Here is a 14,660-nt window from a genome sequence, read left to right on the forward strand (position 1 = left end):
CTTCCTGCCCCTCTACTGCGCTTTCCTGACAAGCCTCTTTAAGACGCCTGTTATCCTCTGCTTCTTGTGGTCTATCTTTGTTATGCGCACTGTAACTTTATCGCCTTTTTCTATCTTTGTCTTCCAGTAAGGATTGGGACATAATACATCTATTCCGGGTTCAAGGTTGACGAAGTATCCATAGGGCTGTGAGCCTGTTACAGTGCCTAAATATTCTCCTCCTTTTTTGTATTTTGTATCTACCTGCTCAAATGGATTTGGCTTTGTCTGCTTTATTGAGATTTCTACTACGCTGTTTTCTATGTCCAGTTTTGTTATTTTGGCCGGTACTCTGTCTCCAACCTGCAGAAGGTCGTTTATTCTGTCTATATAGCCGTATCCTATCTCTTCTTTTGGTACTTTCGTTTCTATACCATATACTTCTGCAACAGCATGGTTTTTGCCTATTGCAACGATGCGGGCAAGAATTACGTCTCCTACTTCATGCTTAGGAAGTTCGTATTTTTTCCTTAAGTTCATTGCAAATTTTCTTGAGGCAATTGCTATTTCTTTTTCTGTGTCTATTCCACGTACTACAAAGTCTATTTCAGCGCCTATCATTGAGCGTACAATTGTTTTGTTTATGTTTTCGATTCCCATTTCTTCAAAAGGTATTATTACTTTTACTCCGTCGTAGAATATGACTGCAAAGTTTTTATCTTCCTGGCTTTCTATTGCGCTTAAGGTACCTGTTAGAATTTTGTTTGACTGCCTTGAGGCATAAATGTCCTGCCATGCTTCTGTCATTTTTACCTTCTCCTTTCATTTTAGTTTTTTTTTATTTTAAAAAGAGCCCAGTGCATTTTCCAGGCTCTTTTTAAGGCTTAAAAGGGAATTTTTGAACTGCTCTTTTACTTCACTGCTGCAGGATGTGATTTCTTTGAAGGTGGATATTCTGTCATTCAGCCTGCTGACTTCGTCTATTATTTTTCTTGCTTTTTCGTCAGATGTGGCCTGCAGTTTCAGCTCTTCATATTCTTTTTTTGTTATTTCAAGTTCTTGCTGCAACAGGATTAGTTTCTCTTCAGCTTCTGCCTGTTCTTTTTTTAGCCTCTCTAGCTCTCTTTTTACATCCTCAGGAATTACTTCTACTGTCTTTATTACTCCATTTTCCAGTCTTTTTATTTTTTCGTCGTTGAACTTTATTGCTGCTTCGTACTGCTTTATTAAGCTTTCTTTCTTTGAAATTTCTTCTTCTTTCAGCTTCAGCGTATACTCTCTGGATTGAAGTTCTTTGCGCAGGGTGTTTATTTCATCCACAAGCTCTTTTATGCTTTCTTCTGATTCTTCTTTGATTTTTCTTATCTGCTGTGCTGTCATTTTGTTTATGTCTTCACCTAAAGCGTAATAGAGCTTTCTTTGCACCTCTTCGTCAAGTGCTGCAAGCTGCACACCTTCTGTTGTTGAAAGCTTTCCTTCATCTATCAGCTGCTGTATTTCGGGGATTAAATTATTTAGCCTGGTAATACGTCTTAACTGCCTTTCAGAAATACCTATTAATTCGGCTAGGTATGATTGAGAAAATTCTACAGTCGAATCGGACATTTTGTCCGTTTGATATGAAGAATTTACCAATTCACTTTTCCTATCCCCACCTCTTCTGATACCGTATATTCTCATAAGTTCTACGAGACACCTTGCAAGTTTTAAATCATTCAGATTGCCCTTACCCCTCTGCCTCAAGTTTGTTTCTATCAAGTCTTTCAATATCCAGTCTTCTTTTGTTATCCCGTCTCTGTCTTTGTACGTTCTTACTTCACACGGCACTTCTTCGATTCCCAGCTCTTTTGCAGCTCTTAGCCTTTGTGAGCCTGATATTACTGTATAGGTCTCGTCTTCATTTCTGGTTACAATTAGAGGGGTTATTATTCCGCTTGTTTTTATGCTTTCTAAAAAATCCTGCCATGCCTGTCCCTGTATGTCATCAAAGAATTCTTTATTTCTTGGATGTTCTTTTAAGAGACTGACATTTATCATTTTCAAAGTTTAAAACCTCCTTTCACCAGAATTGTTTTTTATTCTTTTTTCTTTTTGATTTTTCTTTTTTGTCTGTTCTAACAGCAGGTTCTTCTGGAGTATCTGACGGGCCATCTATTTTATCTGTTTCACTTATTTTGATTTGCCCGTTTTCTGCTGTGCTGAAAGCGTTTGAAATAAAAAATACTTTCTCTTCCGCAGGAATGCTTTCAGAAGGTTCTTCTCTGTCTTTTGTACTGCCGGCAGGTTTACTGTTACTTTCAACCGCTTCCGCAGACTCATTTATGGGCTTGTTTGCAGATTCATTTTTGTGTTCTTTTTTAAGCTCATTTTTAAGTTCATCTACAGGTTTGGGTTCAGGTTCTCTTGTTTCTTCTTTTGCCCATTCAGGTATATATTCAGTAATTGGTACAGGCTTAATTTCTCTTGAGAGTGGATGCTTTGTGTAGTCCATTTTTTCTACAAGCAAAGGTTTTTGTCCTCTTAATATTACTATTGCGTTCCTGTGGTCAAGCCTTAATATTTCGTCTGGAGTGAGAAGAGGCCTTTTTTGAGTGCTCAGTGATATGTCCCCAAAGTCAAAAAGGCCTTCTAAACCTGCATGTTTTCTATGTGTCCTTGCTTCAACTGTTGCCTGCCCAAGTAAATCTGATACAAACTGTGCTGTTGCAACGTCTGTGCAGCCCAGGAAAAGCCTTGTGTCGCAGTTGCCTATTATCTCCTGCCATGCATCGTTTGGGTATCTATTTTTAAGCTGCGATATGTTCTGGAACACTACACTTGAGTGTATGCCTCTTGAGCGCATTGTGCTTATCTTTTTGGTGAAGTCCGGTATAGCGCCTATGTTTGGAAATTCGTCCAGCAGGAAGTATACGTTCGGGTTCAGTGTTCCTCCGTTCATGTCTGCATATCTTGTGAGCTTTATGAACAGGAATGAGAAAAACAGGCCCGCTAAAAAGTCAAATGTTGAGTCTGTGTCGCTTGATATGCAGAAGTATGCGCATTTTTCTTTACCCGGAAGTTCTAAGTCTATGTCGCTTGTTTCTGTAATTTTCTGCACCAGTTTGTTCTGGAACACCTGAAGCCTTGTTCCCAAGCCTATTATGATGCCTGTTCTGACTGTTTCGTTTGCCTGCGCATAGATGTTATAAGGCATTTTTGCCGGGTGGCTGTTAGGTAAAGTTTTAAAGACGGAGTCCACTGCCCTTGGCTCTGCACTTGCCAGAAGTGAGTATACGCTTGCAAGGTTTCTTTCATGCTCCGGATATTCCATTGCTACGTATAAGGCAAGTGCTTTTAACAGGTTCTGCTCTGCCCTGTCCCAGAAGGGATCGCCCGATTTTGTTGTCGCTACTTTTGTGTTGCTTATGATTACTTCTACAAAGAGCTGTGCGTCTATGTCGTCCTGTATGGTTTCAATTGGGTTCCATCTGTCAGAGTGCTTCATGTTTACAAGGTTGAATACTTTTACAGTATATCCTCTGTTTTTTAGAAACTCTGCCATGTCCCTGAATATTTCCCCTTTGGGGTCTGTTATTACCATGCTCTGTCCCTCTTTTGCCAGCTGCAGTATGTTTGTCCTTATATACGCCCTTGATTTCATTGAACCTGGTGAACCAAATATTGCAACGTTTCTGTTTAAAAAGCTGTCAGGGGGAAGTGTAACTACCCTGCTGCCTATCCTGCCCAGTATTAAGCCTTTGTTTGTACCTATACCCAGTATTTTTTTCGCTTCCTGCACTGTCATCCAGTTTGCTGTTCCGTGTGTTCCGTCTTCTCTCAGGTATTTTACTCCCTGTGTTCTGTAATCTGTTGCTCTGGCGAGTATTACTAACACTGCTATTGCCGGTATGGAGATTAGCAGGAAGATAAGATAAGCCTTTAATGTTGCAGGGTTTGTGAATTCTTTTAAACTTAGCAGTGGGTTTGCATACATCTGCTTTATGGGAGTAAAGTCTATTTTTGAGTTGTGCTGAGGGTTTAGCTGTGAGAGAAGCTGGAACGTTTTGATTGCAGGTACAAAAAGCCATGATGTGAGAAAAATATACAGCAGGAATATTGTTAAACCTAACAGAATTTTTGCTGTTGTGCTTTGTGGTTCTTCACCGGGAAAAGAAAAACCTTTAAAGTTCATTTTATCAGCTCCTTTAAGTCTTTATTTTTTGCGATATTGTATGAACTTTCTGAAAATTTGCCTACAGTACAGCACTTCTTCTGCTTTCAGCGATTTTATACTACACTCAGGAAACATTTCTTTAAACATTTCTTCCTGTTCTTCTAAGCATAGTATTTCTATTTCTGTTGTTTTTGTGTACCGGTACTGGGCAAGTATTAAGTAATTCCTTATCTTTGCTATTTTTTCTATGTCGTTCAGAATTAATACCACAACCTCTTTATCTCCTACACTGAAGTCTGCTTCTTTCCAGTTCGGTTCTTTTAAGTTGCTTACATAAACCTTTATTGCAGCTTCTTTTATTAAGTCTCTTTTTCCATGCTCTTTTAAAAGCTCCACTCCGTACGGATAGGGTAGCAACAGCTGCTCCTTTAATCCCAGTCCTTCTACGCCGTATCTCTTCCTTGCTTCTGGACTTTCATAAAACACTATGCTCCTGTATATGCCTAACTTGTGCAGCTTCTCCTGTTCGCTTTTTACAGCGTCTATCTTTTCTCTGCTGGGCTCTTTCCCTATGCTGTACACTGCGTACTCTGTACGTCCTATCAAAAAGCCTAAAAAAATGCTGCTTCTGTATATTGAAGGCTTCTGCTCTTTTATTTTACGACTATCCACAAAGCGCCAGTCCGTTCTTAAAAAGTCAAAGTAAAGGTCGCTTATTCTCTGTACACGTTCTTTCTGTCCGTGTGCTGTAGGAATCCCTTTCCTCTTTAAGCCTATGCTCCTTACGTACTCTATCCCTTTTGAGCCCAGCATTACGTACCCTTTCAGCCTCCTTACGTAGTGGGCTTTTCTTAAAAGGGCTATTCTTTTTAAGTAGTATGCTTTTGTTTCGTAGATGTAAGAAAGATTCTCTACTTTTATCATGCTCAGTTCTGACAGCATTTCTAAAAGCTTTTTATCACGTTCTGTTAACTCTACATTTACAGGCATCTGGCACTCTCCTTTCCGGTTTTAAATAATTTTCGTTAAAATTTTAACAAAGTCTTGTAGCAGGATTTCTTTAACTGTATCTCACCTATTGAATTTTATTTTTCTTCAGGGATCACTGCCCATGCAAGCAGATATAAAATAATTCCAGTACCCCAAAAAAGTGTGGTGACTGCCCAGATAAGCCTAACTACTGTGGGGTCTGTTCCCAGGTGCTCTGCTATCCTTACGCAAACACCTCCTATCATTCTGTTCTTCCTTGAACGAACAAGTCTTTTCTCCATTTTAACTTCTCCTTTCTGTAATTTTGTTAAATTCTGGCCTGTTTTTAAGCTTTTCATCCATGCTGTACATTGTATCTAAATTCATGACAAATTGATTGGCAAATGCAATAACTTCTAAATCTTCATCAGAGATTTTACACGTGCTAAAGCTTGCTGTAATCTGCCTTTTTGAACTTTCATTGTTACCCAGCAAGTACTTATAATCACAACCATATAGCCTGGCCAGTCGTTCTAAGATGTATGTACTGATTGTTCCTCTGCCCTTTTCATACCATGCAAGCTGCCTTTGATTGATCCCCAGATATTTTGCTACCTGCCTTTGAGTAAAACCTTTCTGTCTGCGTAATTCCCTCAACCGTCTGCCTATTTCCCTGTATATTTCTTCCTTCATAAACATCACCTCAAAGTTTTATGAACTGGTATAAATACACTTCCAGCACGTCCAAAAAAAGAAGGCAGAAAAGCCACAAGTTCAATCAAAGCCTTATAAGGCCTTTGAAAAGCCTGCCTTTCTTTTACTGTACTTTGCTGAATGTTCATGTGCTGTGTTCTTGTACTTCCTCCTTCGGTGAAAACTTTCTGCCACTGCCTGAAAACCTGCTGTGCCCTCCTGTTTGTGTTTCTTTGCTGTGTCAATAAAATCTTTTTCACTTTGTATCTTCCTTCCTCTGTCTAAAACCTTTATATGGCTTCCCTGCTCATTTCAATTGCAGCGCTGTAAAAGTACTCCTTACTTAGTAACTCTCTCCTACTGCCTTAAACCTGCAGAGCCTTATCGTTTGTGCCGGTCTGTCCTGTTAGTGTAGTTCTTTCTATTTAGTGCTGTTCTTTTACTGCTCCAAACTCCGGCAACTGCCCGCCTGCTTATCAGCAGGCAGTCAGTTGCCTGACTGCTGTTCTTATTTCCAGTAAACAATTGCCTAATTTTCTTAAGCCGTTGTATTAAAATAATCGAACCCCCAGCAGGTTTGATGAAAACCCCTATTAAAAAGCTTCCATTGATTATTTTCTGCCTTTTCTGTTTATAAAAAAATACAGTATTTTTAATGACTGGCAGTAGATAGAACACCTGTCTTTTTATCTACCTGTCTTTAAAATGCCCTTTTTAGATACGTTTATTGCCGTATTTTTAAGGCTGTTTTGGACATAAAAAAAGACAGGCTAAAAACTAGTCTTCATTTAAAATTTCGTATAATTTTTCTGGAAAATTTTCATATTTGATAATAAAAATTTCTGTTTTGGGTTTACTGCTAAATCGGGCACTGAATCCGTAAGAAACATATTTGTAACTGTCATCTGCAATTATCCCGGCATATTTTATTCCATCTATTATAGGCTTTATATCACGATTATCTATATCTATGTGCTGAGCAGGAAAATAAAATTTAATAAAAACAAAAACACGATCAAAAGAAACTTTATCTTTTATTTTCTTTAAAGCAAACATCACATTATTAATCCATCTTTCTTTTTCCTTATCTTTAATTGTTTTAAATCTAGCCGGGTAATTCATCACAGTTAATTTTACGATTTCTCCGCTGTCCAGAATTTCAACTTTTACATTATCTGGAGGAAGAATGTTGTTGGGTTCTCCTCCTGCTTTAATTTGATAATTCAATGCCCAGTAAAGTTCCATTCTTGCTTTTTCAACAGCACTGTACGCATTTAAAAGATGTTTTGCTTCGACTTCTACTTTACCTATCATTTTTTTCTCCATAGAAACCACTCCTTTCCATCTTTTCAATTTTATCTAACAAAAGTTCTATTTTGTTTAAAGCAAAAACAGTCCTGTCCCAAAACGTGTAATAAAAATCCAGTGCTTTTCTTGTAGTTTCGCTCATGTTCCTTTCGTTCCAGATAGGTGAATCAACGTCTACACGAACGTTCAGCCTTCTTTTCTGCTCCTTCCTTTTTACCATCGTATTACACCTCTCTTTTATTTCGCACAATGTACTGACTTTGTTCTATTAAAACTTGCAATACTCAATAAAAAAAAGACTGATGAATGTTCACATGTTGAGAAAGTCATTCACCAGTCCTCTCAGGATTTCTTCATTGGTTTTCTTTTTCCCATTATTATCAGCCTTCTGTAGAACAGAGCTTGAGTTTAGATTTGTATTTATGGACTGATTTTTTATCATTTCTTTTATTTCTGCAATGTCTTTTGAAATTTGTTCTATCACACTCTTGTTTCTTATATAGAAGTATAGGGCCTCTCTGATAAAGTTAGTTCGTTCTTTCCCTTTTAAGGAAGAAAGAACTTTATCCAGCTCCGTATCTTCAGCTCTTGTCCTAAATCCATACTGCAATTTTGTTAACACCACCTTTACTAGTAATAACGAGCCGTTCAAAGCCCAAAACATAAGAATGTTAACATTTTTGATAACGACACTTTAGCCAGTAATATTAAGGATTTTAGAAGTTAAAATTATAAAAGTGTTAACAAACAATCAGAAGGCACAAAAACTTTGTTAACAATTTTCTTTTTTTGTTCCATCTAATGCGTATTACACAATGCTTTAAGCATGTTATCAGCTCTGTTAACAAATTTTTATTTTTGTAACCTATAACAACTGCTGTTAATAGACTCAGAAGTGTTAACACTTTTTAAACATTAATTTCTTTTATTTGTTTATTTCAGCTATCTTTAAAAAGCCCAGTGCATTTGCAAACTGAGCATCCTTGACAAGCACTACATCTGCATGAATATTTTTCAGGTAAGGATATAAATCACTGCCACCGCCACCTGCAATAAACACAGTGCTCACTCTATCAAAGACTTCTTTCAAGGTTGCATATATTCTCTTTTCTATCAATCTTGCGAGCTCTTTCTTTAGTGCAGTTAATTCTTCTGTAAAATCAACGTACTTTCCCTTAAAATAAATACTTTCCTTTTTGAAGATTGTCATAAGCCCTGCCGTATCAATAGTTGCTCCTGTTTTAGCAAGGTATATTTGTTCTATCGCAGTAAATATTTTGGAAATTCCTGTATCAATAGTTCCTGATAAATCAGGAAGGAAATGAGGTCTATCTTCTATTAGGAAAACAATGTAATCTGTTGTTTTGAAGCCTATGTCAATTAAGACTATATAAGAGTCTGTATAGAGGTATCTGTCTAAATCTTCAAGCAAAGCATAGTAGGCTGCGCCTGCTGCCTGAGGGAAAACAGTAACCTTTTCAAATTCTATTGTTTTCATTAATTTGTGCTCCGGCAGTGATATTAATGCTTTGTAATTTTCTAGCTCTTCTTCAAAAGCTTTTTTGTGTGCCTGAAACTGCTTTAAAGGAAGTCCTGTTACAAGGTTAATAGGCTCCTCTGGTTCACTATCCAGCGTCAGGAGCATAACCGCTGTTGACAGCAGTGCCTTTGCTTCCGGCTGAGTGTATTTATCTATGTCTAATGTGAAAGAATCAGAAAAGCCTTCTCTTCTTGCAAGATTGCCTACGTAGTAGGAATTTTCGCCTGTTTTGTCAACTATTCTAATGTGCAGATTTTCTATTATATCGTTTGTGTTGAATATGCCTGCTAAGGGTCTGTCGAAGCCTATTGATACAATTGAAGGAAAAAGTATTCTTTTATTCTGGCTGTTTACTCCTTTTACGTAACCGAAGCCCAAATCAAGCCCTATATTCATGTGTAAAACCCTCCTTAAATGAAAATTTTAAACACTGAAAAGATTTTCCAGATCTTCTATTGTGATTTCTTCAAAGTCTTCGTCAACAAAGTTAGTTTCTTCTACAGGTTCAGCTTTTTCTTCTACAATTTCCGGTTCTGATACAGGTTCTTCTTGTTTTCCATTTCTAGGCCTTGCGAGTAAAAAAATTTGTTCTGCAACAACTTCCAGTATACGCACATTTTTCCCTTTGCTATCTGTATATTTTCTTGTCTGTAATCTTCCTACAACTGCAATTAGTGTGCCTTTTACTGCATACTGCTCCAGTATTTCTGCAAGTCTGTTCCATGCCACAATTGGTATAAAGTCCGTTTCACGATTACCTTCCTTATTGATGTAGTTTCTGTCTACTGCAAGTGAAAAATGGACGACAGGATGTCCGGAAGGAGTTATAAGTTTTTTTAAGTCTTTTGTTGTCCTTCCTACCAGCATGACTTTGTTAAGGCTCATTTTATACATCTCCTTTCTTCACTTAAGATTATACATTTATTTATTTTTACTGTCAATAAATAAAATTAAAAGAGGCAGGATTTATTCTCCTGCCTCTTTTTCTGCTTTCTCCAGCTTAAAAAGCTCATTTACGTCCACACCAGCTGCATAGGCCATTTTTAAAGCAATTTCTATTCCTGTGCTCCCTTTTCTTGTTTTTACTATGTTGTACATTTCCTGAGGGCTCATGTCAAGCCTTGCAGCCAGCTGTGCTCTTTTTAAGCCCTTCTTTTTGAGCACATCATCTACATATAACTTCACGTCCATTTTCTTCAGCTCTTCTTTTATTTTTTCATCCTGTTCCCTTTCCTCTCTGGTAACTCTAACGTAAACTGTTTTCTTAGGTTCTTTGTGTTCTGTGCCAATTTTTTCAAGGGTGTAAAGCTTATTTACATCCACCCCCAGCGCATAGGCCATTTTCAAGGCCGTTCTTATGCTTGTTGACTGATTTCTTGTGAGTATGTGAATGTAGTTTGCTGATACGTCCAGCATATTTGCCAGCCGTCTTAAAGATATGCCTTTTTCATTTAAGACTTCTTTTATGTGGTTCTGAAACCTGTACTGTTTTAGTATATCCCTTATTTCTTCATCTTTTTTTATTTCTCTCAACTCTTCCAAAAGCTGATCCTTGCCTTTGAAATCTTCTGCCCTTTCTGTTATGTCTATAAAAAGCTGGGTATCTACAAGAAATATGTTGCATCTGGGGCATGTAAGTACAGGTACGTTTTCAGCTCTGTGTCCGTCTACTTCAAAAGTTTTGTATACAGTTATAAGCTCTCCTTCGCATTTCGGGCATCTGGTTGGACGAGTCATCTTTTGCACCTTCTTTCTCTTTCTATAAAGATTATATACTCATTTGTTGATTTTGTATACCCCTAATTTTATGAAAGTATCTGCAATTTCTGGATCAAACTGTGTTCCGGAATTCTTTTTTATTTCCTCTACAGCTTCTTCAAGGCTTAAAGCTTTTCTGTACGGCCTGTCATTTGTCATTGCATCAAAAGCATCAGCTACTGCTATAATACGTGAAAATAGAGGAATTTCTTTGCTTTTTAAACCTATATAGCCTTTTCCGTCAAAACGTTCATGATGATAAAGGACTGCTTCAGCAATGCTGCTGTTCATTTTTTTGCTTTTGACATACTCGTACCCGTAAAATACATGTCTTTTAATAATCTTCATTTCTTTTTCATCAAGCTTTTCAGGTTTATCAAGAATTTGCTGGGGAATCCAGAGTTTCCCTATGTCGTGTAACTGAGCTGCCATTAGCAGTTCCACCATGCTGTCATAATGCATTTTCAGAACACGGGCTATCTTTTCACATATCTTTGATACACGCATTTGATGCTGTTTTAGTTCTTCCTGAATATTTGTTGTGCTTGCTGCTGCGATAAGATGCTTCAAAGAAATCATCCTTTCTTTTGTGGATTCCATAAAAAAAGAGGCAGGAACTGTCCTGCCCCTGATAATAGCAACAGTTTATTTTCCGGTTAATGCCAGGTGAGGAGGATTGTTGAGCTGTAATCCCTCAGAATAGATTTGAGAAATCTCATTTTTTATTTCCCTTCTGTAAACCAGATAAATCTGGTATTCTTTTTGCGATTTAAAAATCTCATAGGACATTTTCATCTGCTGCTTGAAAGTTTCCTCTATGCTTTGTTTTATTGCAAGGATTGCTTCTTTAACCTCTTCTGCGTTGCTATAGCCATAATTCTCTCCATAGTTTTTTGCAACTCTTCCTGTTATCCTGCCAATGCTTTTTAAAAGCTGCCTTGAAAGTTTTATCTGCCTCACATAGGTTTTTGCTATATCCGTTTGAAGTGCGTTCATGTCATAAAGGTACTCCAGCAGTTTTGCTCCCAACACTGCTACTGCCTGCCAGTACCACTGCTCATTTTTAAAAGAGTTTTGAAACTTTTCTGCAATTTCTTTTTTCTTTACAAATGTTTCATCCGTTAGCAGTTCTTTTGCGTAATAAACAAAGTAGCTGAAGTATCTTGCCTGCCATATACCATTTTCAAAGTGATCGGGATGTTTTATTTTGTACCTTGTTAGTATCCCTTCTCTGACTTTTCCTCTTGAAGTATTGTCGTTTATCCAGCTTATTAACCTTTGTTTGGAAGCAAAAGATTCACCTGGGTTGTCATCCATCAGTTCTGAGTGACACTCTCCCAATCCCCTAAAGGGGATGGGCTTCCTGCTTCACTGAAGGAAACTTACCAGAATATAGGGATTGCTCCCTAATATTCTGGCAGCGGTTTCCTTCTTCACAGGCTTAACTTCGGGCCGGCCCAGCCCTACCATTTTTAACATATTAATTGTTGCGTTTAAATCTCTATCAATTTCTAAACCGCATCTAGAGCACTTATAGATTCTATCTGACAAAGAAAGGTCTTCTATATTACCACAACTGCTGCACGTTTTGGTAGTAGGCAAATAACGATCTAATGCTATTGTAGGGGTACGAAGACTGTTGCTCAGTCTTCGTTTTATTTCCCCTACAGCTGAATAATGTACTGATTTTGAAAATTTGCCTTCTTTCCATGAGTTAATTCCGTCATCCTGGTAAACAAATCAAAGGTACTAGACCTGTCATTAACAAACCTACCATTACTTCTCTTTCTATGGGGAAACACCTTTCCTGCGTTTTAATCAAAAAATATCTAACCCCTGTTAAAAGTCTGTAGATGTCTTGCTTTAAGAAGAAGTTCCAGTGCCCTCTGAAGCCCGGAATAATAGCCAGACCAATAATTAATAGCTGACTGCGACTCTGCCTGTGCTCTTGTTTCAAATGCCCACTTAATTTCTCTGTCTAAAACATTCAGTATTTTTTGGAAAACAACTTCAGACATACTTTATTCTCCTTTCTTTTTATATTGATTTGCATAATCAAAAGAGGCGACCGCCTCTTTTTCACTTCAGTTTTAAAACATAATCAAAACTCTCTATCCGTTCTGTATTCAAAAAGGAAGATGCTTCCGGATGCTCTTTCAGGTACTGCTCTATGTTCTGTCTGAATTTTCTTTTAAACTCTCCATCAAGATAGCTGTCCAGCTTAACATAAAAAACTCTTAAAACCATGAAAAACACAAAAAATGCTATCATAACAGCAGTTTTAATTAAAAGTGAATGTGGATCTGTTCCAATTAGAAATGCAAACAAAAATGCAAAAAGTTTTTTATAAGCTGTTATTGTCATTAACAGAACAAGCATCAGGGGTGTTAACAGCAAAACACCTTCAGGACTTGTAGAAAAATCCAGCACATCTTTTAAAAAATATAGAAATTTTTCTTTAGCAGACGTTATTTTTGGAACAAGGCTTTGTTTTATTTTTTCTTCATACTCAATTCTGCGCTTCGTTTCTACATCAAAGGCTCTGCCATGCATTGTGACAAGGTACAGCAGTTCATCAATAAAATACAGCAGATACCAGTTATCGAAATCCTTAAGATCTACTTCCAATGCCAGTACCTCTTCCCAGCTTAAAAATTCCAGACGTTCATTTTTGGAGTTTTGAGTTGAGGTTATGTCCCCTAGCAGCGGGTCAATAATTATTCTGCCTTTTATGTCCTTGTCAGGTTCAAGTTTTTGTAGCATATTATAAAAATTTCTATACTCTTCCTTGAGTTGCCCGTTGCTGTTGATTACAAAAAATAGAGGAACAAAGGTTTTGTCGCTCCACTCTGCTAGCGCCGATTTAACAAGTTCCTCTAACTTATTCACTTTGATAAGATCGATAACCTTCATAGAAAACCCCTTCTTTTTATAAATTGTTTTAATTTAAAAAGATATTCTGCAAATACCTCTTGATAGAATATTATTTTTATGATATAAAATAAACGTAGGCTTAAATACACTATCGTAATTTTGTGGCTGGTCACAGCCCCATTATTACGATAGTTTATCTAAGCCTAGTTTTCCACCACTACATGGGTTAACACGGTGGGCATTCCTTTAAGTTTTCAAAAACTATATGGGTTAAAATTTTGTTTGCTTTTATTGTGTCGTTGTCATTGTAGTAAGTTTTAAATTGCTATATGGGTTTATAAAGTCCCCTAACTGCACAAGTTAGGGGACTTTATCTGTTTCAAAATCACCTAGATTCAGGTGATTTTTTGTTTTTAACCCTTTAAAAGGTAATTCTCTGAATAGAAGGTACAAAAAAGAGGCGGTTACTCCGCCTCTTTGTACGCTTTTAATACACTTCTTACTATTTCCTGCTTCAATTCCCGGTTTAAAGGGAAAGCCACAAGCGAACGCTTTCCTTCTTTATTGACGTGGTCTGGCAGGGCTACAATTAACCCGTTCCTGCCTTCTATCACACGTGTTACTATCGCAAATGAGTCATCAAACACTACCCTTGCAAAGCCTTTTAATTTGCCATTTTCATACTTTTTAAAAACGGTTTTTGTGATTTTCATTAACAAAATACCCCTTTCTGTATTATTTTTTAAATTTGCAGCGGGAAAATAGAGGTTAAAACTACAGCCAGAAAAATACTTGGCCCAAATATTATTTGGGTGCTAAAATAAGTTTTGTCCTTTATTCCTTTGATAAAAGCATGTACAAAAGCTGTTATTCCTGCTATCAATAGCACTGCAATAGAAATATTGCCATAAAAAAATGCCAGCGCAGTTAGTAGCTTAACATCACCTCCCCCCAGCCCTCCATTTGTTACAGTATATATTGTAAAAAGAATTGCAAACACAGCTAGCATATACACAAAACTTTCCTTAAACTTTAATGGAAAGACAAAAACATTTAAAATTATCCCGTATACAAATACCACTACAGGGATCCAGTTGTCTATTTCCTGCCTCTGATAGTCTGTCCATGCAGCATATCCTGTTAGTAAAACTACTGGCAGGTTCCACCAAACGGGCATCAGAATCACTCTCCCTCTATTATCTTTTATTTTCTCTTAATATCTTAGTTTTTCTTTAATTTTCTCATCACAACAAGAGCATCTCATGGCTTATATTAACATTTCTTACTTATATAACCATTAAATGGGTAAGCTTAATAAACCTCATATCCTATTTCCATATTATGGCGGGATAGCTCCACTTATCTCATGGGGTTTACCCTCCCATG

At 37.2% G+C, this 14,660-nt stretch carries 21 protein-coding genes; all 21 read right to left on the reverse strand.

Annotation, left to right across the window (positions count from 1 at the left end; all coding sequences use genetic code 11):
- Positions 1–12 precede the first annotated feature (12 nt).
- Positions 13–786, reverse strand: coding sequence for a S1 RNA-binding domain-containing protein (locus tag EV203_RS02175; RefSeq protein WP_132039007.1), 774 nt, complete (start codon positions 784–786; stop codon positions 13–15).
- A gap of 36 nt (positions 787–822) precedes the next feature.
- Positions 823–2,016: a ParB/RepB/Spo0J family partition protein gene (locus EV203_RS02180; RefSeq protein ID WP_243700556.1), complete on the reverse strand. Its 1,194-nt coding sequence runs from the start codon at positions 2,014–2,016 to the stop codon at positions 823–825.
- Between the two features lie 22 nt (positions 2,017–2,038).
- Positions 2,039–4,150 carry a VirD4-like conjugal transfer protein, CD1115 family gene (locus tag EV203_RS02185; protein WP_243700554.1) on the reverse strand — a complete coding sequence of 704 codons (2,112 nt, stop codon included), beginning with the start codon at positions 4,148–4,150 and terminating at the stop codon, positions 2,039–2,041.
- A gap of 21 nt (positions 4,151–4,171) precedes the next feature.
- A complete protein-coding gene (locus EV203_RS02190; protein ID WP_132039009.1) occupies positions 4,172–5,122 on the reverse strand; it encodes a hypothetical protein in 951 nt (316 codons plus the stop codon).
- Positions 5,123–5,217: 95 nt separating this feature from the next.
- Positions 5,218–5,403, reverse strand: coding sequence for a PspC domain-containing protein (locus tag EV203_RS02195; protein WP_132039010.1), 186 nt, complete (start codon positions 5,401–5,403; stop codon positions 5,218–5,220).
- A 1-nt stretch (position 5,404) separates the two neighbouring features.
- A complete protein-coding gene (locus EV203_RS02200) occupies positions 5,405–5,794 on the reverse strand; it encodes a helix-turn-helix domain-containing protein (RefSeq protein WP_132039011.1) in 390 nt (129 codons plus the stop codon).
- 5 nt (positions 5,795–5,799) lie between these two features.
- Positions 5,800–6,054 (reverse strand): hypothetical protein, encoded by a 255-nt coding sequence (locus EV203_RS02205; RefSeq protein WP_132039012.1) that lies wholly within the window; start codon positions 6,052–6,054, stop codon positions 5,800–5,802.
- Between the two features lie 121 nt (positions 6,055–6,175).
- Positions 6,176–6,472 carry a hypothetical protein gene (locus tag EV203_RS02210; RefSeq protein ID WP_132039013.1) on the reverse strand — a complete coding sequence of 99 codons (297 nt, stop codon included), beginning with the start codon at positions 6,470–6,472 and terminating at the stop codon, positions 6,176–6,178.
- A 99-nt stretch (positions 6,473–6,571) separates the two neighbouring features.
- The gene (locus EV203_RS02215; protein WP_132039014.1) at positions 6,572–7,120 is read right to left on the reverse strand and encodes a hypothetical protein; all 549 of its coding nucleotides are present in this window, start codon (positions 7,118–7,120) and stop codon (positions 6,572–6,574) included.
- Complete coding sequence (locus EV203_RS02220; protein WP_132039015.1) at positions 7,098–7,322, reverse strand: hypothetical protein; 225 nt, start codon at positions 7,320–7,322, stop codon at positions 7,098–7,100. The genes EV203_RS02215 and EV203_RS02220 overlap by 23 nt, the downstream gene beginning before the upstream one ends.
- Before the next feature lie 90 nt (positions 7,323–7,412).
- Positions 7,413–7,712: a hypothetical protein gene (locus EV203_RS02225; protein ID WP_207910854.1), complete on the reverse strand. Its 300-nt coding sequence runs from the start codon at positions 7,710–7,712 to the stop codon at positions 7,413–7,415.
- Positions 7,713–8,027: 315 nt separating this feature from the next.
- Positions 8,028–9,038, reverse strand: a complete 1,011-nt coding sequence (locus EV203_RS02230; RefSeq protein WP_132039017.1) for a ParM/StbA family protein — start codon at positions 9,036–9,038, stop codon at positions 8,028–8,030.
- 27 nt (positions 9,039–9,065) lie between these two features.
- The gene (locus tag EV203_RS02235) at positions 9,066–9,527 is read right to left on the reverse strand and encodes a single-stranded DNA-binding protein (RefSeq protein WP_165911573.1); all 462 of its coding nucleotides are present in this window, start codon (positions 9,525–9,527) and stop codon (positions 9,066–9,068) included.
- An 81-nt stretch (positions 9,528–9,608) separates the two neighbouring features.
- On the reverse strand, positions 9,609–10,379 hold the full coding sequence (locus EV203_RS02240) for a helix-turn-helix domain-containing protein (protein ID WP_132039019.1): 771 nt from the start codon (positions 10,377–10,379) through the stop codon (positions 9,609–9,611).
- Positions 10,380–10,418: 39 nt separating this feature from the next.
- Positions 10,419–11,000 carry an HD-GYP domain-containing protein gene (locus EV203_RS02245; RefSeq protein ID WP_207910856.1) on the reverse strand — a complete coding sequence of 194 codons (582 nt, stop codon included), beginning with the start codon at positions 10,998–11,000 and terminating at the stop codon, positions 10,419–10,421.
- A gap of 45 nt (positions 11,001–11,045) precedes the next feature.
- The gene (locus EV203_RS02250) at positions 11,046–11,717 is read right to left on the reverse strand and encodes a hypothetical protein (protein ID WP_132039020.1); all 672 of its coding nucleotides are present in this window, start codon (positions 11,715–11,717) and stop codon (positions 11,046–11,048) included.
- A gap of 51 nt (positions 11,718–11,768) precedes the next feature.
- Complete coding sequence (locus EV203_RS14265) at positions 11,769–12,119, reverse strand: zinc ribbon domain-containing protein (RefSeq protein WP_424945269.1); 351 nt, start codon at positions 12,117–12,119, stop codon at positions 11,769–11,771.
- 110 nt (positions 12,120–12,229) lie between these two features.
- A complete protein-coding gene (locus EV203_RS02260) occupies positions 12,230–12,418 on the reverse strand; it encodes a hypothetical protein (RefSeq protein ID WP_132039021.1) in 189 nt (62 codons plus the stop codon).
- A 61-nt stretch (positions 12,419–12,479) separates the two neighbouring features.
- A complete protein-coding gene (locus EV203_RS02265) occupies positions 12,480–13,313 on the reverse strand; it encodes a hypothetical protein (RefSeq protein WP_132039022.1) in 834 nt (277 codons plus the stop codon).
- A 425-nt stretch (positions 13,314–13,738) separates the two neighbouring features.
- Positions 13,739–13,987, reverse strand: coding sequence for a SpoVG family protein (locus tag EV203_RS02270; RefSeq protein ID WP_132039023.1), 249 nt, complete (start codon positions 13,985–13,987; stop codon positions 13,739–13,741).
- A gap of 29 nt (positions 13,988–14,016) precedes the next feature.
- A complete protein-coding gene (locus tag EV203_RS02275; RefSeq protein WP_132039024.1) occupies positions 14,017–14,451 on the reverse strand; it encodes a prepilin peptidase in 435 nt (144 codons plus the stop codon).
- Between the last annotated feature and the right edge of the window lie 209 nt (positions 14,452–14,660).

The sequence above is a fragment of the Caldanaerobacter subterraneus genome, assembly GCF_004345675.1.
GTDB classification, from domain to species: Bacteria; Bacillota; Thermoanaerobacteria; order Thermoanaerobacterales; family Thermoanaerobacteraceae; genus Thermoanaerobacter; species Thermoanaerobacter subterraneus.

What these genes read in the sequence shown, in the direction of transcription:
- EV203_RS02215 (WP_132039014.1), bottom strand. Translation starts at nt 7,120, where the DNA reads ATGGAGAAAAAAATGATAGGTAAAGTAGAAGTCGAAGCAAAACATCTT.
- EV203_RS02230 (WP_132039017.1), bottom strand. Translation starts at nt 9,038, where the DNA reads ATGAATATAGGGCTTGATTTGGGCTTCGGTTACGTAAAAGGAGTAAAC.
- EV203_RS02245 (WP_207910856.1), bottom strand. Translation starts at nt 11,000, where the DNA reads ATGGAATCCACAAAAGAAAGGATGATTTCTTTGAAGCATCTTATCGCA.
- EV203_RS02200 (WP_132039011.1), bottom strand. Translation starts at nt 5,794, where the DNA reads ATGAAGGAAGAAATATACAGGGAAATAGGCAGACGGTTGAGGGAATTA.
- EV203_RS02190 (WP_132039009.1), bottom strand. Translation starts at nt 5,122, where the DNA reads ATGCCTGTAAATGTAGAGTTAACAGAACGTGATAAAAAGCTTTTAGAA.
- EV203_RS02220 (WP_132039015.1), bottom strand. Translation starts at nt 7,322, where the DNA reads ATGGTAAAAAGGAAGGAGCAGAAAAGAAGGCTGAACGTTCGTGTAGAC.
- EV203_RS02185 (WP_243700554.1), bottom strand. Translation starts at nt 4,150, where the DNA reads ATGAACTTTAAAGGTTTTTCTTTTCCCGGTGAAGAACCACAAAGCACA.
- EV203_RS02235 (WP_165911573.1), bottom strand. Translation starts at nt 9,527, where the DNA reads ATGAGCCTTAACAAAGTCATGCTGGTAGGAAGGACAACAAAAGACTTA.
- EV203_RS02195 (WP_132039010.1), bottom strand. Translation starts at nt 5,403, where the DNA reads ATGGAGAAAAGACTTGTTCGTTCAAGGAAGAACAGAATGATAGGAGGT.
- EV203_RS02265 (WP_132039022.1), bottom strand. Translation starts at nt 13,313, where the DNA reads ATGAAGGTTATCGATCTTATCAAAGTGAATAAGTTAGAGGAACTTGTT.
- EV203_RS02270 (WP_132039023.1), bottom strand. Translation starts at nt 13,987, where the DNA reads ATGAAAATCACAAAAACCGTTTTTAAAAAGTATGAAAATGGCAAATTA.
- EV203_RS02250 (WP_132039020.1), bottom strand. Translation starts at nt 11,717, where the DNA reads ATGGATGACAACCCAGGTGAATCTTTTGCTTCCAAACAAAGGTTAATA.
- EV203_RS02180 (WP_243700556.1), bottom strand. Translation starts at nt 2,016, where the DNA reads ATGATAAATGTCAGTCTCTTAAAAGAACATCCAAGAAATAAAGAATTC.
- EV203_RS02240 (WP_132039019.1), bottom strand. Translation starts at nt 10,379, where the DNA reads ATGACTCGTCCAACCAGATGCCCGAAATGCGAAGGAGAGCTTATAACT.
- EV203_RS02175 (WP_132039007.1), bottom strand. Translation starts at nt 786, where the DNA reads ATGACAGAAGCATGGCAGGACATTTATGCCTCAAGGCAGTCAAACAAA.
- EV203_RS02260 (WP_132039021.1), bottom strand. Translation starts at nt 12,418, where the DNA reads ATGTCTGAAGTTGTTTTCCAAAAAATACTGAATGTTTTAGACAGAGAA.
- EV203_RS02275 (WP_132039024.1), bottom strand. Translation starts at nt 14,451, where the DNA reads ATGCCCGTTTGGTGGAACCTGCCAGTAGTTTTACTAACAGGATATGCT.